24 protein-coding genes are annotated in these 22,807 nt (G+C 72.1%); 21 read left to right on the forward strand and 3 right to left on the reverse strand.

Annotation, left to right across the window (positions count from 1 at the left end):
• The 7 genes from rho to F9B16_RS35210 all read left to right on the forward strand — a co-directional run.
• Positions 1 to 1,293, forward strand: a 1,293-nt coding sequence (rho, locus tag F9B16_RS35180) for a transcription termination factor Rho (protein ID WP_151544540.1), incomplete at its 5' end; no start/stop codon positions are given.
• Positions 1,294 to 1,473: 180 nt separating this feature from the next.
• Entirely contained in the window at positions 1,474 to 2,826 is a 1,353-nt protein-coding gene (locus F9B16_RS35185; protein ID WP_225992221.1) for a sensor histidine kinase, read from the forward strand.
• Between the two features lie 118 nt (positions 2,827 to 2,944).
• Entirely contained in the window at positions 2,945 to 3,598 is a 654-nt protein-coding gene (locus F9B16_RS35190) for a response regulator transcription factor (protein ID WP_151544541.1), read from the forward strand.
• Between the two features lie 229 nt (positions 3,599 to 3,827).
• Complete coding sequence (gene rpmE, locus F9B16_RS35195) at positions 3,828 to 4,046, forward strand: 50S ribosomal protein L31 (RefSeq protein WP_151544542.1); 219 nt, start codon at positions 3,828 to 3,830, stop codon at positions 4,044 to 4,046.
• A 130-nt stretch (positions 4,047 to 4,176) separates the two neighbouring features.
• Positions 4,177 to 5,241: a peptide chain release factor 1 gene (gene prfA, locus F9B16_RS35200; protein ID WP_151544543.1), complete on the forward strand. Its 1,065-nt coding sequence runs from the start codon at positions 4,177 to 4,179 to the stop codon at positions 5,239 to 5,241.
• Entirely contained in the window at positions 5,238 to 6,098 is an 861-nt protein-coding gene (prmC, locus tag F9B16_RS35205; protein WP_151544544.1) for a peptide chain release factor N(5)-glutamine methyltransferase, read from the forward strand. The genes prfA and prmC overlap by 4 nt, the downstream gene beginning before the upstream one ends.
• 87 nt (positions 6,099 to 6,185) lie before the next feature.
• Positions 6,186 to 7,061, forward strand: coding sequence for an L-threonylcarbamoyladenylate synthase (locus F9B16_RS35210; protein WP_151544545.1), 876 nt, complete (start codon positions 6,186 to 6,188; stop codon positions 7,059 to 7,061).
• Between the two features lie 259 nt (positions 7,062 to 7,320).
• Here the strand turns inward: F9B16_RS35210 and F9B16_RS35215 are convergent, their stop codons facing one another.
• A complete protein-coding gene (locus tag F9B16_RS35215) occupies positions 7,321 to 7,755 on the reverse strand; it encodes a hypothetical protein (RefSeq protein WP_151544546.1) in 435 nt (144 codons plus the stop codon).
• A 339-nt stretch (positions 7,756 to 8,094) separates the two neighbouring features.
• On the opposite strand from F9B16_RS35215, the gene F9B16_RS35220 reads away from it, so the two are divergent.
• The 14 genes from F9B16_RS35220 to F9B16_RS35285 all read left to right on the forward strand — a co-directional run bounded on the left by F9B16_RS35220 (position 8,095) and on the right by F9B16_RS35285 (position 20,987).
• The gene (locus F9B16_RS35220) at positions 8,095 to 9,081 is read left to right on the forward strand and encodes a DUF2207 domain-containing protein (protein ID WP_192809147.1); all 987 of its coding nucleotides are present in this window, start codon (positions 8,095 to 8,097) and stop codon (positions 9,079 to 9,081) included.
• Between the two features lie 186 nt (positions 9,082 to 9,267).
• Positions 9,268 to 10,437, forward strand: coding sequence for a glycosyltransferase family 4 protein (locus tag F9B16_RS35225; RefSeq protein ID WP_151544548.1), 1,170 nt, complete (start codon positions 9,268 to 9,270; stop codon positions 10,435 to 10,437).
• Between the two features lie 413 nt (positions 10,438 to 10,850).
• Positions 10,851 to 11,267 carry a hypothetical protein gene (locus F9B16_RS35230; protein ID WP_151544549.1) on the forward strand — a complete coding sequence of 139 codons (417 nt, stop codon included), beginning with the start codon at positions 10,851 to 10,853 and terminating at the stop codon, positions 11,265 to 11,267.
• 78 nt (positions 11,268 to 11,345) lie between these two features.
• Complete coding sequence (locus F9B16_RS35235; protein WP_151544550.1) at positions 11,346 to 11,570, forward strand: AtpZ/AtpI family protein; 225 nt, start codon at positions 11,346 to 11,348, stop codon at positions 11,568 to 11,570.
• A 61-nt stretch (positions 11,571 to 11,631) separates the two neighbouring features.
• Entirely contained in the window at positions 11,632 to 12,426 is a 795-nt protein-coding gene (gene atpB / locus F9B16_RS35240) for a F0F1 ATP synthase subunit A (protein WP_151544551.1), read from the forward strand.
• Between the two features lie 107 nt (positions 12,427 to 12,533).
• Entirely contained in the window at positions 12,534 to 12,767 is a 234-nt protein-coding gene (atpE, locus tag F9B16_RS35245; RefSeq protein ID WP_151544552.1) for an ATP synthase F0 subunit C, read from the forward strand.
• Between the two features lie 32 nt (positions 12,768 to 12,799).
• Complete coding sequence (locus F9B16_RS35250; protein ID WP_151544553.1) at positions 12,800 to 13,357, forward strand: F0F1 ATP synthase subunit B; 558 nt, start codon at positions 12,800 to 12,802, stop codon at positions 13,355 to 13,357.
• Complete coding sequence (locus tag F9B16_RS35255) at positions 13,354 to 14,181, forward strand: F0F1 ATP synthase subunit delta (protein ID WP_151544554.1); 828 nt, start codon at positions 13,354 to 13,356, stop codon at positions 14,179 to 14,181. Before F9B16_RS35250 ends, F9B16_RS35255 begins: the two co-directional genes overlap by 4 nt.
• A 40-nt stretch (positions 14,182 to 14,221) precedes the next feature.
• The gene (gene atpA / locus F9B16_RS35260; RefSeq protein ID WP_151544555.1) at positions 14,222 to 15,859 is read left to right on the forward strand and encodes a F0F1 ATP synthase subunit alpha; all 1,638 of its coding nucleotides are present in this window, start codon (positions 14,222 to 14,224) and stop codon (positions 15,857 to 15,859) included.
• Between the two features lie 5 nt (positions 15,860 to 15,864).
• Complete coding sequence (locus F9B16_RS35265; RefSeq protein ID WP_151544556.1) at positions 15,865 to 16,764, forward strand: F0F1 ATP synthase subunit gamma; 900 nt, start codon at positions 15,865 to 15,867, stop codon at positions 16,762 to 16,764.
• Between the two features lies 1 nt (position 16,765).
• On the forward strand, positions 16,766 to 18,196 hold the full coding sequence (gene atpD, locus F9B16_RS35270; protein WP_151544557.1) for a F0F1 ATP synthase subunit beta: 1,431 nt from the start codon (positions 16,766 to 16,768) through the stop codon (positions 18,194 to 18,196).
• Positions 18,197 to 18,273: 77 nt separating this feature from the next.
• Positions 18,274 to 18,660, forward strand: a complete 387-nt coding sequence (locus F9B16_RS35275; RefSeq protein ID WP_151544558.1) for a F0F1 ATP synthase subunit epsilon — start codon at positions 18,274 to 18,276, stop codon at positions 18,658 to 18,660.
• A gap of 27 nt (positions 18,661 to 18,687) precedes the next feature.
• A complete protein-coding gene (locus F9B16_RS35280; RefSeq protein ID WP_151544559.1) occupies positions 18,688 to 19,164 on the forward strand; it encodes a DUF2550 domain-containing protein in 477 nt (158 codons plus the stop codon).
• 236 nt (positions 19,165 to 19,400) lie between these two features.
• Complete coding sequence (locus F9B16_RS35285) at positions 19,401 to 20,987, forward strand: M20/M25/M40 family metallo-hydrolase (protein WP_225992222.1); 1,587 nt, start codon at positions 19,401 to 19,403, stop codon at positions 20,985 to 20,987.
• Between the two features lie 36 nt (positions 20,988 to 21,023).
• Here the strand turns inward: F9B16_RS35285 and F9B16_RS35290 are convergent, their stop codons facing one another.
• A complete protein-coding gene (locus F9B16_RS35290) occupies positions 21,024 to 21,962 on the reverse strand; it encodes a DUF4097 family beta strand repeat-containing protein (protein WP_151544560.1) in 939 nt (312 codons plus the stop codon).
• 136 nt (positions 21,963 to 22,098) lie between these two features.
• Positions 22,099 to 22,725, reverse strand: a complete 627-nt coding sequence (locus F9B16_RS35295; protein WP_151544561.1) for a cob(I)yrinic acid a,c-diamide adenosyltransferase — start codon at positions 22,723 to 22,725, stop codon at positions 22,099 to 22,101.
• Positions 22,726 to 22,807: the final 82 nt, after the last annotated feature.

Raw genomic sequence — 22,807 nt, forward strand, 5'->3', positions numbered from 1 at the left:
CGCGACGGCGGCGGCCGGCAGCGCGGCCAGAGCCAGGGCGGCGGCGGCCAGCACGACGACGACGAGGGCGGCCGGAGCCGGCGCGGGCGCCGGTTCCGCGAGCGCAACCGGGGCCGCGGCGGCCGCGAGCGCTACGAGGAGCCGGTGATCACCGAGGACGACGTCCTCATCCCGGTCGCGGGCATCCTCGACATCCTCGACAACTACGCGTTCGTCCGGACCACCGGCTACCTGCCCGGCCCGAACGACGTGTACGTCTCGCTGGCGCAGGTCCGCAAGAACGGCCTCCGCAAGGGCGACGTCATCACCGGCGCCGTCCGGCAGGCCCGCGAGGGCGAGCGGCGCGAGAAGTTCAACGCGCTCGTCCGGCTCGACACCGTCAACGGGATGGAGCCGGAGCAGGCCAAGGGCCGCGTCGACTTCACCAAGCTGACCCCGCTGTACCCGCAGGAGCGGCTGCGGCTGGAGTCCGACCCGGGCATCCTGACCACCCGGATCATCGACCTGGTGTCGCCGATCGGCAAGGGCCAGCGCGGCCTCATCGTGTCGCCGCCGAAGGCCGGCAAGACGATGGTGCTCCAGGCGATCGCGAACGCGATCACCAAGAACAACCCGGAGTGCCACCTGATGGTCGTCCTCGTGGACGAGCGTCCGGAAGAGGTCACCGACATGCAGCGGACGGTGAAGGGCGAGGTCATCCACTCGACCTTCGACCGTCCCGCCGAGGACCACACCACGGTCGCCGAGCTGGCGATCGAGCGCGCGAAGCGCCTCGTCGAGCTGGGCCACGACGTCGTCGTGCTGCTCGACTCGATCACCCGCCTCGGCCGGGCCTACAACCTGGCGGCGCCGGCGTCCGGCCGGATCCTGTCCGGTGGTGTCGACTCGACCGCGCTGTACCCGCCCAAGCGGTTCTTCGGCGCGGCCCGCAACATCGAGAACGGCGGCTCGCTGACGATCCTCGCCACCGCGCTGGTCGAGACCGGCTCCCGGATGGACGAGGTCATCTTCGAGGAGTTCAAGGGCACCGGCAACATGGAGCTGAAGCTCAACCGGTCGCTCGCGGACAAGCGGATCTTCCCGGCGGTGGACGTCGACCAGTCGTCCACCCGCAAGGAGGAGATCCTCATGGCGCCGGAGGAGCTGCGGGTCGTCTGGCAGCTGCGCCGGGTGCTGCACGCCCTCGACACCCAGCAGGCGCTGGAGCTCCTCATCGAGAAGATGAAGGAGACCAAGTCCAACGCCGAGTTCCTGCTGCAGGTGCAGAAGACGACGGTCTCCGACGACCGCTGATCCACGCGCCGCGACGCCCCCGCCCGGTTCCCGGGCGGGGGCGTTCCGCGTTCCCGGGGCGCCGCCGGCGGGCCGATGGTGGGGTTAGCCCCACCCCGATCCGGCGGGGACCTCCATGGTGGCCGCGCGTCCCGGAAGGCAGGCTTGCACCGTAGGTTGGAACGGGCGTGGAGGGACGACGTGGGCGAGCTGAGCAGGGACATCGGGGCCGCCGGTGGCGGGGCGACGCGGGCGGGCCGCGCGGTGTCGGTCATGGACGGCCCGTGGCATCCCGCGGCGATGGCCCGGTCCGCGGTGACCTGGACGTCCGCGCTGTACCTGGCGGTGAGTTTCGCGTTCGGGCTCACCTGGTTCGTCGTGCTGGTCGTCGGCCTCGCGGTGTCGCTCGGCACGCTGATCATCTGGGTGGGGTTCCCGCTGCTGGCGCTGCTGATGGTGGCGTGGCGGTTCGGCGCGCGGCTGGAGCGCCGGCTCGTCCGCGCCGCGTTCGGCGTCGCCGTCCCGGACCCGTACCGGCCGCGGCCGGAGAGCCCCAACCCGTTCGCCCGGGTGAAGGCGATGGCCGCCGACCCCGCCACCTGGAAGGACCTCGTCTACCTCGGGCTGCTGTTCCCCCTCACGCTGGTCGAGTTCGTGGCGTCGGTCGCGCTGTGGGGGCTGACGGGCACGCTGCTGTTCATGCCGCTGATCGTGCTGGCCGGCGGCGGCATGGAGATCAACCTCGGGTGGGTGACGTACTGGTCCGGGAACCCGGTCGAGGCGCTCCCGGTGTTGCTGGCGGGGCTGGTCGTCCTCGCGGGCGCGCTGTACGTGACGCGGGGCATGGCGATCGCGCACGGGGCGTGGGCGCGGCTGATGCTCGGCCCGAACGCGTCCCAGGCGGAGAACCTGGAGCTGCGGGAGCGGACCGCGCACCTGCGGGCCAGCCGGGCGCGCGGCGTCGACGCCGCCGAGTTCGAGCGCCGCCGCATCGAGCGGGACCTGCACGACGGCGCGCAGCAGCGGCTGCTGGCCGTCGCGATGGACATCGGCCGGGCCCGCGCGAAGCTCGACGAGGACCCGGAGGGCGCGCGGGCGCTGATCGAGCAGGCGCACGCCGGCACCAAGGAGGCCATCACCGAGCTGCGCGACCTCGCCCGCGGCATCTACCCGGCGATCCTCACCGACCGCGGCCTCGACCCGGCGCTGTCCGGGCTCGCGGGCCGGGCGCCCGTCCCCGTCGAGGTCGACGTCGACCTGCCCGAGCGGCCGCCGGCCGCGGTGGAGAGCATCGCCTACTTCATCGTCGCCGAGGCGCTCGCCAACATCGCCAAGTACGCGCGGGCGACCCGCGCGTCCGTCCGGGTCGCCCGCGAGGACCGCTGGGTCGTCGTCGAGGTGACCGACAACGGCGTCGGCGGCGCCGTGGCGCGGGCCGGCGGCGGCCTGTCCGGGCTGGCGGACCGGGCCGCGACCATCGACGGGATGCTCATCGTGGACAGCCCGCCCGGCGGCCCCACGATCGTCCGCGCGGACCTGCCCTGCACCTGGTGACCCCGGACAGCGCCCGGTGACCCGGACAGCACCTGGTGACCCCGGACAGCACCTGATGATCCCGGACAGCGCCTGGTGACGCGGCCCGGCGCCGGCCGCGAGGCCCGATAATGGGCGCATGCGGGTAGTGATCGCCGAGGACTCGGTGCTGTTGCGCGAAGGGCTCGTCCGGCTGCTCGCGGACGCGGCGATCGAGACGGTCGCGACGGTCGGCGACGGCCCCGGGCTGCTCGGCATCGTCGAGGAGCACGAGCCGGACCTCGCCATCGTGGACGTGCGGATGCCGCCGTCGTTCACCGACGAGGGGCTGCGCGCGGCGCTCGCCGTCCGCGAGCGCAGGCCCGGCACGCCGATCCTCGTCCTGTCGCAGTACGTGGAGGAGCGGTACGCGACGGACCTGATCGGCGGCGGCGCCGAGGGCGTCGGCTACCTGCTGAAGGAGCGGGTGTCGGACGTCGCGGAGTTCATCGACGCGGTCCGCCGGATCGCCGCCGGCGGGACCGTCATCGACCCGGAGGTGATCGGGCAGCTGCTCGGCCGGCGCCGCGCCGACGACCCGCTGGAGGCGCTGACGCCGCGCGAGCGGGAGGTGCTGGGGCTGATGGCGCAGGGCCGCTCCAACGGCGCGATCGCCGAGGGCCTCGTCGTCACCGAGGGCGCGGTGGAGAAGCACATCTCCAACATCTTCGCCAAGCTCGACCTGCAGCCCGCGCAGGGCGGGCACCGCCGGGTGATGGCCGTGCTCGCCTACCTGGGCCGCGCCGACGCCTGACCCGGCCGCGCCCCGCCCCGCCCCGGGCGGCCCCGGTCCCGCCCCGATCCAAGATCGGGAATGACCGATGACCTCGGCACGTTCGGGTATCTGGCACACTTGGAGTGCAACCGCTGCGGTACCGGTTCACGCCTCCCACATCTCCCATGGCGCCGTCACGTGGAAACGACCACGCGGAACGGCCGTGCGAGCGGGGGCGCCCGGCGACCGCCTCATGCGAGGAGAACCCATGAAGCCCGACATCCACCCGGACTACGTCGTCACGACCGTGACGTGCACGTGCGGCAACACCTTCGAGACCCGCAGCACCGCCGAGAACGGCGTGATCCACGCCGACGTGTGCTCGAACTGCCACCCGTTCTACACGGGCAAGCAGAAGATCCTCGACACCGGCGGCCGGGTGGCGCGCTTCGAGCAGCGCTTCGGCAAGAAGAAGGCCGGCAAGTAGCGCGAGCCGGCAGCGCAGAGCGCCGCACAGCGACCAGGGACGGCCCGGGGACTCTCGAGGTCCCCGGGCCGTTCGGAGTCGGCTTCCGGAGGCCGCCGCGGCCCCGGGCCGGAACGGGCCAGGACACACCGTGAATCTCGACGAACTCATCAGCGAATACGCCGACATCGAGGGGCGGCTCGCCGACCCGTCCGTCCATGCCGACCAGGCCCTGGCGCGCCGGCTCGGCAAGCGGTACGCCGAGCTCCGGCCGATCGTCGAGACGCACCGGGAGCTGGCGGCCACCGAGGACGACCTCGCCACCGCCCGCGAGCTCGCCGGCGAGGACGAGACGTTCGCGGCCGAGGCCGCCGACCTCGGCAAGCGCAAGGACGAGCTTGAGGAGCGGCTCCGGCGGCTGCTCGTCCCGCGCGACCCCAACGACTCCAAGGACGTGATCCTGGAGGTCAAGGCCGGCGAGGGCGGCGAGGAGTCGGCGCTGTTCGCCGGCGACCTGCTGCGGATGTACCTGCGCTACGCCGAGCGGGTCGGCTGGAAGACCGAGGTCCTCGACTCCCACCCGTCCGACCTCGGCGGCTACAAGGACGTCACGGTCGCGGTGAAGGCGAAGGGCTCCCAGGAAGAGGGAGTCTGGACGCGGCTGAAGTACGAGGGCGGCGTCCACCGCGTGCAGCGGGTGCCCGCGACCGAGTCGCAGGGCCGCATCCACACCAGCGCCGTCGGCGTCCTCGTGACGCCCGAGGCCGAGGACGTCGACGTCCAGATCGACCCGAACGACCTGCGCATCGACGTGTACCGCTCGTCCGGGCCCGGCGGGCAGAGCGTCAACACCACCGACTCCGCGGTCCGCATCACGCACCTGCCGACCGGCGTCGTCGTCTCCTGCCAGAACGAGAAGAGCCAGCTGCAGAACAAGGAGCAGGCGCTGCGGATCCTGCGGTCCCGGCTGCTGGCGATGGCGCAGGAGGAGGCGGACGCGGCGGCGGCGGCCGAGCGCAAGAGCCAGGTCCGGACGGTGGACCGGTCCGAGCGGGTCCGCACCTACAACTATCCGGAGAACCGGATCTCCGACCACCGCGTCGGCTACAAGGCCTACAACCTCGACCAGGTGCTCGACGGCGACCTGCACAACGTGACGCAGGCCCTCGTCGACGCGGACATGGAACGCCGGCTGGCCGAAGCACAGGGACAATGAAGCTGCTGCTGGACGAGATCGCCAGGGCCACCGCGCGGCTCGCGGACGCGGGGGCCGCCTCGCCGCGCGCCGACGCCGAGGAGCTGGCCGCGGCCGTGCACGGGGTGAAGCGCTCCGAGCTGCACGGCGTGCCCGACAGCGCGTTCGACGCCCGGTTCTGGGAGTACGTGGCGCGCCGCGAGGCGGGGGAGCCGCTCCAGCACATCACCGGCCGCGCCTTCTTCCGCTACCTGGAGCTGAAGGTCGGGCCCGGCGTGTTCGTGCCGCGCCCGGAGACCGAGGTGATGGTCGGCTGGGCGCTGGAGACGCTCCGGGACATGGACGTCCGCGACCCCCTCGTCGTCGACCTCGGGACGGGCTCCGCCGCCATCGCCCTGTCGATCGCCCTGGAGGCGCCCCGCGCGCGCGTACACGCCGTGGAGAAGGACCCCAAGGCGTTCGTACACGCGACCCGCAACATCGAGGAACTCGACGAGCGGGGCCGCGTCCGCCTGCACCTCGACGACTTCGGCACCGCCCTTCCCGAGCTGAACGGCACCGTCGACCTCGTCGTCAGCAACCCCCCGTACATCCCGATGAGCGAATGGGAGTACGTGCCCCGCGACGTCCGCGACCACGACCCGGCGGACGCGCTGTGGGGCGGCGGCGACGACGGCCTCGACGCGATCCGCGTCGTCGAGCGCACCGCGCGCCGCCTGCTGCGCCCCGGCGGGTACGTCGCCGTCGAGCACAGCGACCTGCAGGGCAACGGCGTGTACTGGATCTTCGCGGAGGAGAACGGCTGGCGGGACGTCCGCAACCGCCGCGACCTCACCAACCGGGACCGGTTCGTCACGGCCCGCCTCGCCACCGACTAGCCGCACAGGGCGCGGGGACCGCGCGGGGCGCGGCTATCCTGGGGCGTGCCAGAGGACGAGCGCCGCGAGATGGGAAGACGGGCGACCGTGAGCCGACGTTATGACTGCTCCGAGCCGATGGAGCGCACCCGTGGAATCGCCGAGGCCGTCTCGGCCGTCCGGCGCGGCGAGCTGGTCGTCCTGCCGACCGACACGGTGTACGGGGTCGGCGCCGACGCGTTCACGCCCGCCGCCGTGCAGGCGCTGCTGGACGCCAAGGGCCGCGGCCGGGACATGCCGCCGCCCGTGCTGGTCGGGTCCGTCCGGGCCGCGACCGCGCTGGTCGAGGACCTCGGCACCTACGGCCAGGACCTCATCGACGAGTTCTGGCCGGGCGCGCTGACGCTGGTGTTCCGCGCGAACCAGAACCTCATGTGGGACCTCGGCGAGACGAAGGGCACCGTCGCCGTCCGGATGCCGATGCACGAGCTCGCGGTCGAGGTGCTCAAGGAGACCGGGCCGCTCGCCGTCAGCAGCGCGAACCTGTCCGGGGAGCCCGCCGCGCGCACCGCCGAGGAGGCGGAGAAGATGCTCGGCGACTCGGTCCAGGTGTACCTGGACGGCGGCCGTTCGGGGCACGCGGACCCGTCGACGATCGTGGACCTGACGGGGTCGGTGCCGCGCCTCCTGCGGGTCGGCGCCATCCCCGAGGACAAGATCCGTTCGGTCGTCGGCGTGCTGCTCACCGAGGAGGACGAGGCGCCCGAACCGGCGGAGCTCACAGCGGCCCCCTCCGCCGCCGTGGAGGCGAAGCCCTCCCTCACCAAGGAGCCCGCGGCCGACGCGCCCCAGGCGCCCGCTGAGCCCGCCCCCGCCCCCACTGAGCCCGCCCCGTCCGCGGAGTCCGGCGCGGCCGACACCCCCGCGGAAGCAGCCGACGCGGCGAACACCCCGGAGACGCCCGCGAAGCCGAAGGACGACTAGACCCCGAAGACGCGGAAACGGCCGGGCAGGAGAACCTGCCCGGCCGTTTCATGTCCGGCCACCGCCGGCCGTCACGGACACGTCCGTAACCTCAGCCGACGGCGACCTCAGCGTTGCGATCGCGTGCGAAGCCAGATTCGAGCGAAGCGAGAATCTGATCGCGCAGCGAGCCCCCAGGGCGAGCCGGAGCGATGCAGCGATCGCCGCAGTGCCCGCCGAAGGAAGGGCGTTCAACGCCCGACCGCCAAGGGCAATGCAATCAGAACAGCTTCTTGCCCTTGCCGTAGAGGTACTTGCCGGTCTTCTTGTTGCGGCCGCACTCCTGGACCCACAGGTGCCAGCTGTAGGAGGAGCTGGTCTTGATCTTGACGGTGGCCTTGCCGTCGTAGTTGTACTGGGTGCCGCCGGAGGTGTAGCCGACGATCTTGAAGCGGGACCAGTACTTCTTGTTGCCCTCGGTGAAGAGGAACCGGACGCAGGCGGTCCAGCCGTTCTTCTTGCTGTCCCGGAGGTATCCGGTGACGTAGGTGCTGCCGCCCTTGCGGGTGTAGGTGCCCCACGCGCTGATGTTGGAGTAGGAGTTGTAGGGCGCCCAGCTGTGGGTGGTGGCGGCCTGGGCTGCGGGGGCCCCGGTGAGGGCGGTGCCGGTCAGCAGGGTGCCGGCGGTCAGGGCTACGGCTGCGAATCGCCGCATTGGTCCCTCCATGCTCATGAATCACGGGTTAGCGGCGGATAACCTAGCAGCGATATCAAGATCATCTTTACGGTTTTCTTACCGGCGGCCGGGGGCGGCCGAAAAGATCGCTTGGGCCGAACCGGAGCGGCCTCCGCCGCGTCCAACAGTCCGGACGCGGCACGCGCCGGGGCCGGGCCCCCGCTTCGGGAGGGTTTCCGGACGGGTCTCCCGGCGCGCCACGGGCGCCGCGGCCGGCCGGTGATGACGAAGATCTCATTCACCCGGCGGGGCCTCCGCCGGACGGGGCGCGGCGGGTTGTGCCGACACGGAGCGGGCGACGGTGAGACCATTCGGGGAATGCGCGGCCGTGTTCGAGGGCCCGTGATCGCCGCGGGCGTGGTCCTGGTGACCGTGGTGTTCCTGCTGCCCGCCGCGGCGGCCGCGCCCCTGCCCCGCGAGAGCATCCCGACCTACGATGTGGTCCTCACGCTTGGCAGGGACGGGGTCGTGTACGTCCGGGAGACGATCACCTACGACTTCGACCGGGGCGGCGAGCACGGGATCGTCCGGCGGGTGCCGTTCCGCAAGGCGAACCGGCTGTTCGACGTGCGGGACGTCAGCGCGGGCTCGTCGACGGGCGCCCCGGCCCGCGCCCGGACGATGCGGCTCCTCAACGACCTGCAGATCACCGTCGGGGACCGGCACCGCGAGGTCCGCGGCCGCCAGGCGTACGTGATCGAGTACGCGGTGGGCTGGGCGTTCACCCCGTACGCCGACCACGACGAGCTGGTCTGGGACGCGATCGGGACGAGCTGGGACGTGCCGATCGGGGACGCCGTCGTCCGGGTGGAGTCGCCCGTCCCGCTGCGGCACGCCACGTGCCGGGCGGGCGCGCCGGGGGCGACGACGCGCTGCCTCGGCGTCCACGACGGGCGCTACGCGATCGACTTCACGCAGAGCGCCCTCGCCCCGCACGAAGGGATGACGGTGCGGGTGCGGCTGCCGAAGCGCGCGGTCGCCGTCGCGCCGCCGCACTACGCCCGGCCGCGCTGGGCGGGCACCTGGACGGGCTCGGCGGTGCTCGCGCTGGCCCTGTTGGCGGTGGTCGTGGCGGCGCGGGGCCCGGTGCCGCACCGCCGGGCGGGCGCGGCGCTGGCGGTGGCGGGGGCGCTGCTGATCGCCTCGGACGCCGCGGACGACGTGCTGGACCGCGGGCCGTGGGCGTTCTCGCTGGGGGACCGGTGCCTCGCCGGACTCGCGCTGGTGATCGCGGGGGCGGCCATGGCGCGCTCCCGGTCGTCCGAGACGGCGGGATATGCGGCGGATGGGGTCAGGTGGGACTAGAGTTGGTCGGTCGTGACGGCGAACCGATCACGATCGACGGTCGTCTTACCCGGTCGGGAACCCCGTCCAGGTGACGGTGCGTTCACCCGGGGCATGCCGCAGTGGTGATCGCGGACGGTTCCGCCGCGGACGGCGGTGACCGGCGAAGGGTCGGCTGAAGGATCGGCGAAGGGAGGCGCGGAGGAGTTGCGGGAGTACCTGCTCACCATCCTGGTCGCCGCGCTGGTCGCCTACCTGCTGACCCCGGCGGTCCGGCGGTTCGCCGTCTGGTTCGGCGCGCAGGCCGTCCCCCGGGACCGCGACGTGCACGTGATCCCGACGCCCCGGCTGGGCGGGCTGGCGATGTTCGGCGGGATGGTGGCGGCGCTGGTCGTGGCGTCCGGGCTGCCGGAGATGCGCAAGGTGCTGGCCAACGGGGACCTCAGCGTCGGCAAGGCGCTGCTGATGTCGGGCGGGCTGATCGTGCTGGTCGGCATCGCCGACGACCGGTGGGAGGTCGACCCGCTCACCAAGTTCGCGGGGCAGGTCGCCGCCGCCGGGATCTTCATCATGCAGGGCATCCAGATCTACTCGATCCCGCTGCCGAACGGCGAGTCGCTGTCGCTGCCGCCCGCCTACGGGGTGCCGCTGACGGTGTTCGTGGTGGTCGCGACGATCAACGCGGTGAACTTCATCGACGGCCTGGACGGGCTGGCGGCGGGGGTCGTCGGGATCGCGGCGCTCGGCCTGTTCGGCTACGCCTACCTGCTGACCAAGACCAACGGCATGACGACGCTGAGCGGGGCGACGCTCACCGCGGCGGTGCTGTTCGGGATGTGCCTGGGCTTCCTGCCGCACAACTTCAGCCCGGCGAAGATCTTCATGGGCGACACCGGCTCGATGCTGATCGGGCTGCTGCTGAGCGCGTCGACGATCCTGCTGACCGGGCAGTTCGACCCGGCCGTGCTGGCGAACGGGCTGTTCCCGCTGTACGTGCCGCTGCTGCTGGTGCCGGCGGTCGCGGCGGTCCCGTTCATGGACATGCTGCTGGCGGTGTGGCGCCGGACGAACCAGGGCAAGTCGCCGTTCTCGCCGGACAAGCAGCACCTGCACCACCGGCTGCTGCAGCTCGGCCACTCCACCCGCCGCGCCGTGCTGATCATGTACTTCTGGGTGGGGCTGCTGGCGTCCGGGCTGGTCGGGCTGGCGCTGTTCAACGCCGCCTGGCTCACCATCGGGGTGACGCTGGTGGTGGCGATCCTCGGGGTCGTGCTGATGCTGCGGCTCGGCCGGCCGCGCGGGAAGCGCCGCGGCGCCGCGGCGGAGCCGGGGGACACCGGGCAGCAGCCCGCCGCCCGCCCGCAGCTGCCGGTCTGACCCGGCCGCTCCTCCCGGGCCGCGCCCCCGGCCCAGCATTACCCCCTTGACCTGGGCTTTTGATCGAGGCGGCGGGCGCCGGGCGCGGTGACGAGGGCCACCCGGCCGTCCGGACGGTGTACTACACGGCGTCGAATACCATTCGGGTCGAAGGTGCGAAGCGGGCGGGGGCGTGCGTCCCCGCCGGTGTTCACGCCTCGTGTCCGCGGCGGCCCCCGGCCCGCGGCGCGTCCCGGCCGTTCCCCGGATGGGGCGCCGTGACCTGGGTTAAGGTCCGTGGTGCGAGCGTGGCCCCGCGCCCGGGACGCGACCGGGCGGGGCGTTACCTCTAGGGTAATTGTGGACATTCCGGACGCTTGTGATACCTTTCACGAACAAGAGACGACCACTGAACGTGACCAGCCGGAGCCCTCATGCAACCTTCCGACGCCCGGAACCTCCGCGGCGCCGCGATCCCGACCGGGGCGGTCGGGGTGGGCGCCGTCCTCATCGGCCTGCTGACGGCGGGCGGCAAGGGCGCGCTGGCGGCGGCGCTGGCCACCGTCGTGGTCCTCGTCTTCTTCTCCATCAGCGCGATCGCGGTCTCCTGGGCCGGGAAGATCTCCGCGCAGACCATGATGCTGGCCGCGCTGGCCAGCTACATGGTGAAGATCCTCGCGGTGATGGTGCTGGTCACCGCGATGGACGGGGTGTCGATCTGGAACACCAAGGTGTTCGGCTGGGCGGTCATCGCGCTCGCCCTGTGCTACATCGCCGCCGAGTTCCGCGTCGTCCTGCAGCGGAGGCCCTACGTTGACGAGCCCGAAAGCGCCCTGGACCGGAGTCCGTGATGTCCCCGCGGCGCACGGTCCTGGCGGACTACTCCAATATGACCACCGCAGGCATGGCCTGCTATCGTCCGGAGCGCGATGAGCGAGCAGAAGCGCCGGCCGGAGGAGGGCCAGCGGGAATTCGCCGACGTCGCCTGGTCCGTGCCCAGCTACCTCCTGTCCGGAATGATCATCTGGGGCGGGATCGGGTGGCTGCTGTCCTGGTGGACCGGGTGGCCCTGGCTGATCCCGATCGGGCTGATCATCGGTGTCGCGCTCGCCGTCTACCTGGTCTACGTGCAGTACGGTCGCCACTCCTCCTGAGCGGCCCCGCCGCCGAGGAAGCCTACGTGAAACATCACCACATTGACGAAGGGAACGCCGCGTGAACGCGCTGACGGTCCTCGCCTCCTCCGGGGGAGATGAGTTCCAGGCCCCCGGGCCTGAGATCTTCGACTTCCCGCCGCTGTTCTCCGGTGGCCCGGCCTGGCTGACCAAGCCGGTGCTGTTCGCGGTCGTCGGCTCCCTGCTGATCTGCGCGTTCTTCTGGACCGCCTTCGCCAAGCCGAAGCTCGTGCCGCGCGGCGCGCAGAACCTCGGCGAGGTCGGCTACATGTTCGTCCGGGACCAGATCGCCCGGCCGTTCCTCGGCAAGAACACCGAGCGGTGGATGCCGCTGCTGATGTCGCTGTTCTTCCTGATCTGGTTCTGGAACATCTTCTCGGTCATCCCGATCATCCAGTTCCCGATCGCCTCGCACATCGCGTTCCCGATCGTCCTGGCGATCTTCGTGTACTGCCTGAAGGTGTACCTGGGCCTGCGGCACCAGGGCGCGAAGTACTTCACGAACATGATGCCCAAGGGCCTGCCCTGGCCGGTCTACATCCTGCTCGTGCCGATCGAGTACCTCTCGACGTTCATCATCGCCCCCTTCACGCACGCGGTGCGGCTCTTCGCCAACATGTTCGCCGGCCACATGATCCTGGCGTTCTTCAGCCTCGTCGGCTTCTGGTTCATCTTCGAGAAGCCCACGGTCGCCGGCTTCGGCGTCGGCGTCGTCGGCGTGATCGTCACGATCCTGATGACCGCCCTCGAGCTGCTGATCCAGTTCCTGCAGGCCTTCCTGTTCGCGCTGCTGGCCGCGATGTACATCCAGAGCGGACTCGAAGCCGACCACTAGCCCTCCGGGTCGGACGGTGCCCCCCGGCACGCGGCCCGAAACCGACAACCTCGTCTCAAGCCCAGACCGGCGGACACTCCGCCGGCCGACAGAAAAGGAATGAACCCATGACGGGAGTCCTCGCCGCCGTCGACGGTAACGTCACCGCGATCGGTTACGGCCTCGCGGCCATCGGCCCGGGCATCGGCATCGGCATCATCTTCGGCCAGGGCGTCAACGCGATCGCCCGCCAGCCGGAGCTGACCGGCGTGATCCGCACCAACATGCTGCTGGGCTTCGTCCTCACCGAGGCGCTCGCCCTGATCGGCCTGGTCGCGCCGTTCATCTTCAAGAGCGTCTGACCACCCCTGCCACCTGAGGAAGGGCTGCAGACATGATCACAGCAGCTTCCGTCCTTGCGGCGGAGGAGAACAACCCTCTCGTCCCGCACCCGTACGAGCTGGTCGTCGGCATCTTCTCGTTCCTCGTCGTGCTGATCGTGGTCGGGAAGATCCTCACGCCGCGCATCCAGCAGACGCTGGAGGAGCGGACCGACGCGATCGAGGGGGGCCTCAAGCGCGCCGAGCAGGCGCAGGAGGAGGCCCGCCAGACCCTCGAGCAGTACAAGGCCCAGCAGAAGGACGCCGCGATCGAGGCGTCCCGGCTGCGCAAGAAGGCCGAGGAGCAGGGCGCTCAGATCATCGCCGAGATGAAGGAGCAGGCCCAGGCCGAGGCGCGCCGCATCATCGACGCCGCCAAGGCGCAGATCGAGGCCGAGCGCCAGCAGGCGCTGACCTCGCTGCGCGCCGAGATCGGCTCGATGTCGGTGGAGCTGGCCTCCCGCGTGGTGGGCGAGTCCCTCGAGGACAGCGCCCGCCAGAGCCGGGTGGTCGACCGGTTCCTCGAGGAGCTCGAGGAGCGCGCCCGCACGCAGGAGCAGATCACATCATGACCATCACGGGAGCGGTGAGCAGGGCGTCGCTGGCCGAGGCCAAGGACCGGCTGGAGACCGTCATCTCCTCCGCCGGCGCGGGCCTCGACGGGCTCGGCGGCGACCTGTTCGCGGTGCTGCACCTGATCGACCGCGAGCACGGCCTGCGGCGGGCGGTCTCCGACCCGGCGCGGGACGGCGCGGACAAGGCGCAGCTCGTCCGGATCCTGCTGGAGGGCAAGGTGTCGCCGGCCGCTCTCGGGCTGGTCGCCGACGTGGTCCGGATGCGCTGGTCCACCCCCTCGGAGCTGTCGGACGCGGTGGAGACCCTCGCGGTCATCGCCGAGTCCGCCCGCGCGGAGGCGGCCGGCCGGCTCGACGACCTGGAGGACGAGCTCTTCCGGTTCTCCCGGGTCCTCGAGGGCGAGGTCGAGCTGCGCGGCGCCCTCGCCGGCCCCGGCCTGCCCGCCGACCGCAAGGCGGGCCTGGTCGAGGCGCTGCTGGACGGCAAGGTCCAGCCGGCCACGCTGACGCTGATCACCGAACTGGTGCTGCGCCCGCGAGGACGTAGCCTGGAAGGCGGGCTGGCCGAGTACGGCCGGATCGTCGCCCAGCGGCGGGAGCGGCTGGTCGCGCTGGTCCGCACCCCGGTCGCGCTGACGGACGCGCAGCGCACCCGGCTCGCCGCGGTGCTCGCCGCCGCCTACGGCCACGAAGTACACCTGAACATCGAGCTCGACCCCACGGCGATCGGCGGCCTGTCGATTGAGATCGGGGACGAGATCATCGACGGCACGATCGCCGGACGGCTGGACGACGTCCGCCGGCGGCTCGGCACCGGCTGACGCCGGCAGAGCTGACCCCAAAGGGAGCAAGAGAGGAATCATGGCGGAGCTGACGATCCGTCCGGATGAGATCCGGAACGCGCTGGAGCGCTTCGTCCAGTCGTACGAGCCCGAGGCCGCCGCGCGCGAAGAGGTCGGCACCGTCGTCGATTCCGGCGACGGTATCGCCCACGTCGAGGGCCTGCCCTCGGCGATGGCCAACGAACTCCTCGAGTTCGAGGACGGTACCCGTGGCCTGGCTCTGAACCTGGACGTGCGCGAGATCGGCGCCGTGGTGCTGGGTGACTTCAGCAAGATCGAGGAGGGCCAGAAGGTCCGCCGCACCGGAGAGGTCCTCTCGGCCCCGGTCGGCGACGGCTTCCTCGGCCGCGTCGTGGACGCGCTGGGCAACCCGCTGGACGGCAAGGGCCCGATCGAGAGCACCGAGCGGCGCGCGCTGGAGCTGCAGGCCCCGACCGTCGTGCAGCGGCAGTCGGTCAAGGAGCCGCTGCAGACCGGCATCAAGGCCATCGACGCGATGACCCCGATCGGCCGCGGCCAGCGCCAGCTGATCATCGGTGACCGGCAGACCGGCAAGACCACGGTCTGCGTGGACACCATCATCAACCAGAAGGAAGCCTGGGACTCGGGCGACCCCGCCAAGCAGGTCCGCTGCGTGTACGTGGCGGTCGGCCAGAAGGGCTCCACGATCGCCAACGTGCGGCGGTCGCTGGAGGAGGCCGGCGCGCTGGAGTACACCACGATCGTGGCGGCCCCGGCGTCGGAGCCCGCGGGCTACAAGTACATCGCGCCCTACACCGGGTCCGCGATCGGGCAGCACTGGATGTACCAGGGCAAGCACGTCCTGATCGTGTTCGACGACCTGTCGAAGCAGGCCGAGGCCTACCGCGCGGTGTCGCTGCTGCTGCGCCGCCCGCCGGGCCGCGAGGCCTACCCCGGCGACGTCTTCTACCTGCACTCCCGCCTGCTGGAGCGCTGCGCGAAGCTGTCGGACGACCTGGGCGGCGGCTCGATGACCGGCCTGCCGATCATCGAGACCAAGGGCAACGACGTGTCGGCGTACATCCCGACGAACGTCATCTCGATCACCGACGGGCAGTGCTTCCTGGAGACCGACCTGTTCAACCAGGGCGTCCGGCCGGCGATCAACGTCGGCATCTCGGTGTCCCGGGTCGGCGGCTCGGCGCAGATCAAGGCGATGCGCAAGGTCGCCGGCACGCTGCGCCTGGCGCTGTCGCAGTTCCGCGACCTGGAGGCGTTCGCCGCGTTCGCGTCCGACCTGGACGCGGCGTCGCGCGCGCAGCTGGAGCGGGGCGCGCGCCTGGTCGAGCTGCTGAAGCAGCCGCAGGGCTCGCCGTTCCCGGTCGAGCAGGAGGTCATCTCGGTGTGGGCGGGCACGTCCGGTGAGCTGGACGACGTCCCGGTCGCCGACGTCCGCCGCTTCGAGCGCGAGTTCCTCGACTACGTGGAGCGCGAGGACGCCGGCCTGCTGACCTCGATCCGGGAGACCGGGCAGCTGTCCGACGACGACCTCACCAGCCTCAAGAGCACCATCACGGAGTTCAAGAAGGGCTTCCAGACGAGCGAGGGCGACGTGCTCGGCGCGGAGGAGCCCGTCGAGGCGATCGAGGACGAGGCCGTCGAGCAGGAGACGATCACCCGCGTCAAGAAGGGCTGACGGCCATGGCCGCACAGCTTCGTCAACTCCGGCAGCAGATCAAGACGGTCAAGTCGACCGCCAAGATCACGCGTGCCCAGGAGATGATCGCCACGTCGCGGATCGTCAAGGCCCAGCAGGCGGTGGCGGCGTCCAAGCCGTACGCCGACCGGATCACCCAGGCCTTGTCCGCGCTGGTGAGCCACCGTGTCGGGATCGACCACCCGCTGCTGCACGAGCAGCCGACCGACAACCGCAGCGCGGTGCTGATCATCACCTCGGACCGCGGGTTCTGCGGCGCCTACAACGCCAACGTCATCCGCGAGGCCGAGTCGCTGATCACCGCGCTGCGCGAGCAGGGCCGCGAGCCGGTCCCGTACGTCGTCGGCAACAAGGGCATCACCTGGTACCGGTTCCGGGACCGGGAGGTCGCCGAGACCTGGCACGGGTTCAGCGACCGGCCGGACTTCGCCAGCGCCGAGCGCATCGGGCGGCGGCTGACCGAGGACTTCCTCAAGACCGACGCCGAGGGCGGGGTCGGGGAGATCCACGTCGTCTACACCGAGTTCGTCTCGATGCTGACGCAGAAGGTGCAGGTCCGGCGGCTGATGCCGCTGGAGGTCACCGAGGGCGACGGCGACGGGCAGGTCCTGCCGACCTACGAGTTCGAGCCGTCCGCGCAGGCGGCGCTCGACCTCCTGCTGCCCAACTACGTCGAGAGCCGCATCTTCCACATGCTGCTGCAGTCGGCGGCGTCGTTCCAGGCGTCGGTGCGGCGGGCGATGAAGTCGGCGACCGACAATGCCAATGATCTGCTCGGGGTCTACACGCGCCAGATGAACCAGGCGCGGCAGGCCGCGATCACCCAGGAAATCAGCGAGATCGTCGGTGGCGCTGACGCGCTCGCCGAGTCTGGCGGGGAGTGAAATGACTGCACAGGTAGAGACGGCGACCGCGACCGGGCGCGTCGCACGCGTCATCGGCCCGGTCGTCGACGTGGAGTTCCCCGCCGACGCCATCCCGGACATCTACAACGCGCTGCACGCGCAGGTCACGCTCGGCGGCGAGGAGAAGACCCTCACCTTCGAGGTCGCCCAGCACCTCGGCGACAACATGATCCGCGCGATCTCGATGCAGCCGACGGACGGCCTGGTCCGCGGCGCGCCGGTGGTCGACACCGGCGAGTCCGTCGCGGTGCCGGTCGGCGACGTCACCAAGGGCCACGTGTGGAACGCCCTCGGCGACGCGCTGGACGCGCCGACCGCCTCGCTGGAGATCACCGAGCGCTGGCCGATCCACCGCAAGGCCCCGGCGTTCGACCAGCTGGAGTCGAAGACGGAGATGCTGGAGACCGGCATCAAGGTCATCGACCTGCTGTGCCCGTACGTCAAGGGCGGCAAGATCGGCCTGTTCGGCGGCGCGGGTGTGGGCAAGACCGTCCTCATCCAGGAGATGATCCGCCGCGTCGCCCGCAACTTCGGCGGCACCTCGGTGTTCGCCGGCGTGGGCGAGCGCACCCGTGAGGGCAACGACCTCTGGGTGGAGATGGACGAGGCGGACGTCCTCAAGGACACCGCGCTGGTGTTCGGGCAGATGGACGAGCCGCCGGGCACCCGGCTGCGCGTCGCGCTGTCCGCGCTGACGATGGCGGAGTACTTCCGCGACGTCCAGAACCAGGACGTGCTGCTGTTCATCGACAACATCTTCCGGTTCACCCAGGCCGGTTCGGAGGTGTCCACGCTGCTCGGGCGCATGCCGTCCGCGGTGGGGTACCAGCCGACGCTGGCGGACGAGATGGGCGTGCTGCAGGAGCGGATCACTTCGACGCGCGGTCACTCGATCACCTCGATGCAGGCGATCTACGTGCCCGCCGACGACATCACCGACCCGGCGCCGCACACCACGTTCGCGCACCTGGACGCGACGACCACGCTGTCGCGGAGCATCTCCGAGAAGGGCATCTTCCCGGCGGTGGACCCGCTCGACTCCACCTCGCGAATCATGGACCCGCAGATCCTGGGGAACGAGCACTACGAGGTCGCCCAGGAAGTGATCCGGATCCTGCAGAAGTACAAGGAGCTGCAGGACATCATCGCGATCCTCGGTATCGACGAGCTCTCCGAGGAGGACAAGGTCACCGTCAAGCGGGCGCGGCGCATCGAGCGCTTCCTGTCGCACCCGATGTACGTGGCCGAGCAGTTCACCGGCCAGCCCGGCGTGACGGTGCCGAAGGACGAGACGATCGCCTCGTTCAAGGCGCTGGCGGAGGGCAAGTACGACGAGCTCCCCGAGCAGGCGTTCTTCATGTGCGGCGGCATCGAGGACGTCGAGAAGAAGGCCAAGGAGCTGGAGAAGTAGTCCGCTCCGGCGGGGCGCCCGGCCCGGACCGGGCGGGCGCCCCGCCGGAACCGCTCCAGTATTCGGAGGATTGAGACGTGGCAACCCTGAAGGTCGGGCTGGTCTCGCCGGAGCGCGAGATCTGGTCCGGCGAGGCCAAGACGGTGGTCGCGCAGACCATCGAGGGCTCGCTCGGCATCCTGCCGGGCCACGCCCCGGTGCTCGGCGTGCTGCTGGACGGCAGCGTGGTGACCATCGAGCCGGCCGACGGCGGCGAGCGGGTCAGCGCGATGGTCGGCAGCGGGTTCTTCTCCGTCGCGGGCGACGAGGTCGCGATCCTGGCCGAGCAGGCCGAGATGGGCGAGGAGATCGACGTCCAGCACGCGCGGCAGGCGCTGGAGGACGCGATGGCCGGCGGCGGCGAGGACGCGACGCCGGAGCGGCGGGCCCGGGCGCGGCTGCGCGCGGCGGGCATAGAGGTCTAGTTTTCAGCGAGCGAACGGCGGGGGGACTTGGGCGGGCACCTGGCACTTGACGCGGGCGGGGTGCTCGCCGGGCTCGTCCTGGCGGCCGCGCTCGTGTTCGTGGTGATGGCCGTGCGCCGCTGGCTGTTCGTCCGCGGCGGCGGCACGGTCGAGTGCAGCCTGCGCACGCTGCCCGCGGAGAGCGCGGGCCCGGAGTCCGCTCCGGGGGTGTGGCGCCTCGGTATCGGCCGGTACCGGGGCGACGAGCTGCACTGGCACCGCGTGTTCGGTTTCCGGAGAAGGCCCCGGCAGGTGATCCACCGCCGGGGCCTCGTCGTGTCCAACCGGCGTGCGCCGGGGCCCGACGAGGCGGACGGGCTGCTGCCGGACGTGAGCGTGATCGAGGTCCGGGACGGCGCGCACGTGATGGAGCTGGCGATGGGCGCGGCGGCCCTGACCGGCTTCCTGGCCTGGCTGGAGGCGGCCCCGCCGGGTTTCCCGGTGGAAGTACACCCCCCGGAGTAAGCGGGCCTGGGCGGCGCGTGCCCGGCTTCCGGTGTGGCGCGTGCCGGCGCCCGGCGTGGCGCGTTTCCGGTATCCGGCGTGGCGCGTGCCTCGTGGCGGGCGGCGGGTCGGCTTGCGGAGGGTAAGGCGGCGGTATCGAAACGGCCGGGCGCCCGCGGTGGTGCTTGAGGCGGCCGGGGCGCGGGTTCATGATCGGGCCTGGTCAGAGCTCCGTTCCCGTCTCCGCAGGAGTGCACGTGCGCAAGCTGCTCACCGGCGCCGCCGTGGCGCTGTCCGCCGCCGTCCCGGGCGCGCTGGCCGCCGTCGGCCCGGGGGCGTCGCAGGCGCCGTCCCGTCCCGCGCTGCGGGCCGCGTCCGCGTCGCAGGCCCTGCCGCCGCCGGCCGCGCCGGCCCCGCAGGCGGGGCCCGACCTGGCTGCGCTGGTCACGCTGAAGGACGTCCAGCGGCACCTCGCCGCGTTCCAGGAGATCGCCGACTACAACGGCGGGAACCGCGCGGTCGGCGGGCAGGGGTTCGGGGTGTCCGTCCGGTACGTCGTGGGACGGCTGAAGAAGGCCGGGTTCAAGCCCACGGTGCAGCGGTTCACGTTCCCGTACTGGCGGGAGCGGTCGGACCCGCAACTGGCGCGGGTGGCGCCGTCCAAGGCGTCCTACAAGGTCGGGACGGACTTCCTGACGTTCGCGTACTCGGGCGCGGGCACGGTCACCGCCCCCGTGCAGGCGGTGGACCTCCCGGCGTCGGGCGAGGGGACGAGCGGCTGCGAGAGCGGCGACTTCGCGGGCTTCCGCAAGGGCTCGATCGCGCTGATGCAGCGCGGGACGTGCGCGTTCGCGACGAAGGTCGCCAAGGCGCGGGCCGCGGGCGCGGCCGCCGCGGTCATCTACAACAAGCCGGGCGAGAAGGGCCCGGTGAACGGGACGGTGGAGAAGGTCGCGCCGATCCCGGTGGTGGGCCCGTCCTACCGGGTGGGGTCCGAGCTGGCGAAGGCCGCGAAGAAGGGCGGCCTGAGCCTGCGGGTGAGGACCGACGCCGTGCACGGGAAGCGGTCGGCGAGCAACGTCATCGCCGACACGCGGCGCGGCCGGGCGGGCAACGTCGTGGTGGCCGGCGCGCACCTCGACAGCGTCCCGGCGGGTCCCGGCATCAACGACAACGCGACGGGCGCGGCGGCGCTGCTGGCCGTCGCGGAGAAGATCGGCAAGCTGGGCGCGAAGGACGTGCGGAACCGGGTGCGGTTCGCGTGGTGGGGCGCCGAGGAGGAGGGCCTGGTCGGGTCCACGCACTACGTGAAGTCGCTCGGTGCGGCCGCGCGCGGCCGGATCGCCCTGGACTTGAACTTCGACATGCTCGGCTCGCCGAACGGCACCCGCGCCGTCTACGACGGGGACCACTCGGCGCGGCTCGGTACCGTCCCGCCCGCCGGGTCCGGCGCGATCGAGAAGACGTTCCGGGACTACTTCGCCGGACGGCGCCTGCCGGTGACGCAGACGCCGTTCGACGGCCGGTCGGACTACGGGCCGTTCGTCGCGAAGGGCATCCCGTCCGGCGGCATCGAGACGGGCGCGGAGGGCGTGAAGACGGCGGCGGAGGCCAAGGCGTACGGCGGGAAGGCGGGCAAGGCGTACGACCCGTGCTACCACGCCAAGTGCGACCGGATGAGGAACGTCGACCTCAAGCTGCTCGACACGAACGTCGACGCCGTCGCGTACGTGACGCAGCGGTTCGCCGCCAGCACGCTGCCCGTGAACGGGGAGGCGCGCGTGGCGGCGATGCCGGCGGCCCCGTACCTGCCCGAGTGGCAGGGGCCCTACCTCGTCCGGTAATGCGGGCCGGCGCCTGAGCCGGCCCGCGGGGCCGGGTCAGGCGGGCTTGATCGAGATGGCGCCGCTGCCGGTCGTGACCGTGACGCGCCGGGGCGCCGCCGAGTCCTGGTGGATGCCGGGGTCGACCTGCTTGCCGCCGGTGTCGGTGCTCAGCGCGACCGCGTAGGGCTGCGCGGCGGGCAGCCGCAGCCGGACGGACCCGGTGTCGCTGGTGGCCTGGACGACGCTCGGCGCCACGGCGAGGCCGACCGCGATGGCGCCGGTGCCGGTCTCGACGGCCAGCCGGTCGGTGGTGAGGCCGTCCGCCCTCAGCGAGCCGGTGTCGGTGCGCACCTCGGCGGACGTGATCCGGCCGCCGAGCCGGACGCCGCCGCTGCCGGCATGGACCGTCAGCCGGTCGGACGTCAGGCCGGTGGCGCTGATCGACCCGGTGTCGGTGCGGAGGTCGGCGGTGCCGGCGCGGCCCGAGACCCGCACGTTCCCCGGCCCCGCGCTGAGCGTCGCGGAGGACGTGCGCAGGTCGGTCGCGGTGACCGAGCCGGTGTCCCCGTGCAGCCGCACCGTCCCGGCGAGGCCGGTGACGCTGATCGATCCGGCCCCGCCGCGCACCTCGACGGCCGTGGCGCGCGGTACCCGGATCCGGTACGAGATCCGGCACGGGTTGGAGCCGATCACGGCATGCCCGCACTTCGCCGACAGCGACAGCGTCCGCCCGTCGACGGTGTGCCGCGGTTTGGGCTTGTTGCGGTCGTTGGACCAGCGCAGGTGCTCGCTGACCTGGATGCCGGGGGAGTCGGAGGCGGTGATCTGCACCGACCCGTCGCCCGGCGACACCTTCAGCACGGAGACGCCGCTCGGCGCGGTGTAGGAGCGGTCCTCGGTGTGGCGGCTGAAGCTGAGCCCGCAGCCCGCCACGGCCAGGCCCGCCACCGCCATCGAGCCGGCCAGCGCCGCCGCTCCCGCCAGAGTCCTCACGTCGCGTCTCTCCCCGCCGGTCGCCGTCCACCCCGTCACGCAACAGCCTGCCGGACGGCGGACCGCGCCGACAGGAGGCGGGCAGGCGTCCCGGGGGTGGGGCTAACCCCACCCCCGCGGCCGCGGACGGCCCGGGTCAGCGCTCGCCGCCGGGCTTCCACAGCACGTCGCCGTGCTCGGCGTTCGCGACGCGGCACAGGATGAACAGCAGGTCCGACAGCCGGTTGAGGTACTTGGCGGTCAGCGGGTTGACGCCCCGGTCGGCGGCGTCCGGGTCGCCGTCGGCGGCGGCGCCGTGCGCCTCCAGCGCCGCCCACGCGGACCGCTCGGCGCGCCGCGTCACCGTCCGCGCGACGTGCAGCAGCGCCGCGCCGGGGGAGCCGCCGGGCAGGATGAAGCTGCGCAGCGCCGGCAGGTCCGCGTTGTGCTCGTCGCAGGCCGCCTCGAGCCGCTCGATGTAGGACGGGTCGACGCGCAGCGGCGGGTACTCGGGGTCGGCCACCACCGGCGCGCACAGGTCGGCGCCCACGTCGAACATGTCGTTCTGCACGCGGACCAGCAGCGTCTTCAGCCCGTCGGGCAGGCCGCCGAGGGCGAGGGCCACGCCGATCGCGGCGTTGGCCTCCTCCACGTCGGCGTAGGCGGCCAGGCGGGGGTCGGTCTTGCTCGTCCGGGACGCGTCGCCGAGCGCGGTGCTGCCGTCGTCGCCGGTCCGGGTGTAGATCCGGGAGAGGACGACGGGGGTCTCCCTGTTCTTCGCCATGGCCGTCACACTAGCGCCGGGCCGCGCGGACGGCGCCGGGCGGCGCCGGGCGGCCGGGGCGGCGCGGCCGGGCGGCCGGACG

The organism is Actinomadura montaniterrae (assembly GCF_008923365.1).
Lineage (GTDB): Bacteria > Actinomycetota > Actinomycetes > Streptosporangiales > Streptosporangiaceae > Spirillospora > Spirillospora montaniterrae.

Bases quoted from the DNA above. Each gene is read 5' to 3' on its own strand.
- F9B16_RS35190 (WP_151544541.1), top strand. From the start codon at position 2,945: ATGCGGGTAGTGATCGCCGAGGACTCGGTGCTGTTGCGCGAAGGGCTC.
- rpmE (WP_151544542.1), top strand. From the start codon at position 3,828: ATGAAGCCCGACATCCACCCGGACTACGTCGTCACGACCGTGACGTGC.
- prmC (WP_151544544.1), top strand. From the start codon at position 5,238: ATGAAGCTGCTGCTGGACGAGATCGCCAGGGCCACCGCGCGGCTCGCG.
- F9B16_RS35215 (WP_151544546.1), bottom strand. From the start codon at position 7,755: ATGCGGCGATTCGCAGCCGTAGCCCTGACCGCCGGCACCCTGCTGACC.
- F9B16_RS35220 (WP_192809147.1), top strand. From the start codon at position 8,095: ATGCGCGGCCGTGTTCGAGGGCCCGTGATCGCCGCGGGCGTGGTCCTG.
- F9B16_RS35230 (WP_151544549.1), top strand. From the start codon at position 10,851: ATGCAACCTTCCGACGCCCGGAACCTCCGCGGCGCCGCGATCCCGACC.
- F9B16_RS35235 (WP_151544550.1), top strand. From the start codon at position 11,346: ATGAGCGAGCAGAAGCGCCGGCCGGAGGAGGGCCAGCGGGAATTCGCC.
- atpE (WP_151544552.1), top strand. From the start codon at position 12,534: ATGACGGGAGTCCTCGCCGCCGTCGACGGTAACGTCACCGCGATCGGT.
- F9B16_RS35250 (WP_151544553.1), top strand. From the start codon at position 12,800: ATGATCACAGCAGCTTCCGTCCTTGCGGCGGAGGAGAACAACCCTCTC.
- F9B16_RS35255 (WP_151544554.1), top strand. From the start codon at position 13,354: ATGACCATCACGGGAGCGGTGAGCAGGGCGTCGCTGGCCGAGGCCAAG.
- atpA (WP_151544555.1), top strand. From the start codon at position 14,222: ATGGCGGAGCTGACGATCCGTCCGGATGAGATCCGGAACGCGCTGGAG.
- F9B16_RS35265 (WP_151544556.1), top strand. From the start codon at position 15,865: ATGGCCGCACAGCTTCGTCAACTCCGGCAGCAGATCAAGACGGTCAAG.
- atpD (WP_151544557.1), top strand. From the start codon at position 16,766: ATGACTGCACAGGTAGAGACGGCGACCGCGACCGGGCGCGTCGCACGC.
- F9B16_RS35295 (WP_151544561.1), bottom strand. From the start codon at position 22,725: ATGGCGAAGAACAGGGAGACCCCCGTCGTCCTCTCCCGGATCTACACC.